The following is a 2,851-nucleotide window of genomic DNA, read 5'->3' on the forward strand; positions in this document are numbered from 1 at the left end:
CACCGGTATCTGGACTTGAGGGAGCAACTCAGCCGTGCGCTGGGCATTCCCGAGGAGCAGCTTGACCTGGCGGTGCTCGACCGTGTCAACCCGCGCATCAAGCTGGAGGCGCTGCTTGACGGTGGTTTCATCTAAGTAGCTGACCCCGATGCCGTTGACGAGTTCGCCGTGAACACCGTTTTTCGTACGACGATTCTTCGCTTCCGCCGGGAACTGCGGGGGCTCCTCTAGGACCGCATTGAGGAGGGGTTGTCGGTGGCCGGGCGGCGACTGAATCGAGATCGGGTAGAGACCTACCTGTCGCGGATGGATGAGGCAGTGGCCCGCCTTGCGGCGCTCAGGAAGCGATTTGCATCGGACGAAGAGTTCGAGGCGGATGTGGACACCAGGGAACTTGGTGGTGCATTACCTGCGCATCGCGCTGGAGTTGTCCGTCCTCGATATCTGTCGCCGCTTCCTGCGGCAAAAGCCGTCAGCTTGACCGAATTTGACCGAGCGAGCCTGATCGAGTTGGCCGGGGACAGGGGACTCCTTGACCCCGGCTTTGCCCGGAAGATCCGCGGCATGGCCGGTATGAGGAACGCCATCGTGTACGTGTACCGGATTCTTCACTACCGGGCGATCTACGAGGCTGTCACGCAGAGGCTGGCGACTTGGACAGTTCGCCCGGCAGGTGAAGCGCTACGTTGACGGCGAGGATTCTACGGGCGAGCCACATGCCGATGCCCCGACAGGAGCGCGGCAGGCATGGGCGGGTGAATGAAGCTGGCGGTTCACCGCAGGGTTCCGCCGGGGATGCGGTATCGCTGGGTGGGAGGGATTTCGCGGGCAAGATGGTGGGCAATTCTCACAAGTCCACGGAGAACAGAGATTGGGCGACAGTTAGGGCGAGACCCGGTGACGGCTGGGGTAATGTACCGGGCTGGTCGGGTTGGGAGATGTGGGGGTGCCGGTCATGGTGCTCGACCCCGTGGGCGTGGCGCGTCAGCTCACGGGGGGATTTGTTCGGTGGTTGTGGTCACGGGTGCCAGCGGTCACATCGGGGACATGCTCGTCGGGCTTTGCTGGCCCCGGGGAGAGAAAGTACGGTGTCTGCTCCTCCGCGGTGATGACGTGCGTCCCGTGAGGGGTGGGGCCCCTCTCGGGGCAGACCGGAGCGAGGGCGGGCCAGGTCGACTCCTGCCTGCTGTTCCCGGTTCTGGCCCGCGGGCCCCTTCCCGCCTGCGCGGTGCCCCCGTTTCCCCTGGTGGGGGTCCGGATGCGGACACGCCTCAGGCGGCGCGGGAACTCGTGGCCGAGATACGAAGCCGTAATGCCAGGCTGTAATGTGCCTCAGCCCTGCATAGGGCGTAAGGGGCTTACGGTTGTGCCGCGAGTGGGCGTCGGGTAGAATCGGAGCGGGGGGTGGGCGACGTGGGTGTGTCGTTTGCGGCCATTGCCGAGCAACTGAGGATTCCGGAGCCTGAGCTTGAGCGCAAGGCCCTCAAGACCTTCCTGGAGGCGGAACTCCGGAGCGTAGATGAGCGAATCATGGCCCTGATTATGAGGTACGGGGTGAGGCATGCTCGGGGGCCTGGAAGAGTTAATTAGCCAGCATTCGGTGAAGGAGCATGCAGCGTGGGTGGGAGCATCTCATCGAGTGGGAGGGCATTGAAGCCCGTCTGGAAAAGCTGCTGGAGTTGTTCCTCGCCCAGGTGAAGGAGGCCTCGTGAGTGGATCCCGAGGGCCCAGGCTGGCAGGTGCTATCGAGCTAGACGGGCACTCGTGCTGAGTGCATGGGTCCATCTCAGATCCCAGTGTCACAGGCCGGTTGACGAGGTCAGTCGGGAGAAGCCTCCAGCCGGCAACGCGCCTCATAGTAGCAGGCCCCTTCACCGTCTTCGGACAGGGTGGCCGGTATGAGGGCGTTGATCCCGATGGCGTCGGGGACCCGCCCTCCTTGCTCCACCACCACCACTCCCGGCTTCATGGCTGGGTCTCTTAGAAGGCGCACACGGATTTGCCCCAGCCGGGTCAAGAGCAACGCGGTTTCGCCTTCCACCGCCTTCGCGGGCACGTGTTGGGGATGTACCCTGGCGACCGGGGGGCAGGGGCCGTCCCTAGCGTCCGTATCGGGGTGGGAGTTGATCCTCCCGGGAGCCTTGGGTGTAATGAGCTGTAATGGATAGCAGCCTTCGGACTGCCACTCATCACGTAGGCGGAGGTAGCGCTGAAAGTCTTCGTGGCCTAGGAAGCGGAAGCGGCCGTCTGGGGTAGCGAACCTGCCTTCGGAGAAGGGGAGTTCGGGGTAGGCGTTGTCCCCCGTGGCGACTATACCCCCGCGCTCACGCAGCACCTCGAGCGTTACTCCCCGTCCGGCCAGTGGTAGCAGGGCTCGGCGAAGCCAGCCCTCAGGACCGCCGCCTTCCAGATAATGGTGCTCCAGGCCCAGGCGCCGAGCCAAGCAAGCGTATATATCCGGCTCCGGGCGGGAGTCGCCGGCGGGAGGGGCCACCGGCGCCATGTGACCGACCCAGGGTGTACCAAAGGACCCACGTACATCCTCGAACTCCAGGAATGAAGCCGCCGGGAGCACGAGGTCGCACATGGACGCGGTTTCGCTAAGGCGTACCTCCACGGCCACCTTGAATCGGATGCCTGCCAGAGCCCGGGCAGTGGCCGCGGAAGCCGGAGCCTGCTTGATGGCGTTGCTGCCCTGGAACCAGGCCACCCGAGGCAGTGGGCCGCTTTGCAGATCGTCCGCCAGCACGGGCTTGCGGATGGCGCGGTCTGTGGGCGGGCTCGGGAAGAGGGGTCGGGGGTCAACCCAGTCCAGCTGGAACGGAGTCAGACTGCCGGTGAAGAAGGAGAC

General features: G+C 64.7%; 3 protein-coding genes. 2 read left to right on the forward strand and 1 reads right to left on the reverse strand.

Annotated features, from left to right (window positions below):
• The first annotated feature begins 255 nt into the window (after positions 1-255).
• Complete coding sequence (locus AB1609_19940; GenBank protein ID MEW6048714.1) at positions 256-690, forward strand: HepT-like ribonuclease domain-containing protein; 435 nt, start codon at positions 256-258, stop codon at positions 688-690.
• A 723-nt stretch (positions 691-1,413) separates the two neighbouring features.
• Positions 1,414-1,590 carry a hypothetical protein gene (locus tag AB1609_19945; protein ID MEW6048715.1) on the forward strand — a complete coding sequence of 59 codons (177 nt, stop codon included), beginning with the start codon at positions 1,414-1,416 and terminating at the stop codon, positions 1,588-1,590.
• Between the two features lie 229 nt (positions 1,591-1,819).
• Here the strand turns inward: AB1609_19945 and AB1609_19950 are convergent.
• The coding region (locus AB1609_19950) for a molybdopterin-dependent oxidoreductase (protein ID MEW6048716.1) at positions 1,820-2,851 on the reverse strand (1,032 nt) is incomplete at its 5' end.

This window comes from Bacillota bacterium (genome assembly GCA_040754675.1).
Taxonomy (GTDB): Bacteria; Bacillota; Limnochordia; order Limnochordales; family Geochordaceae; genus Geochorda.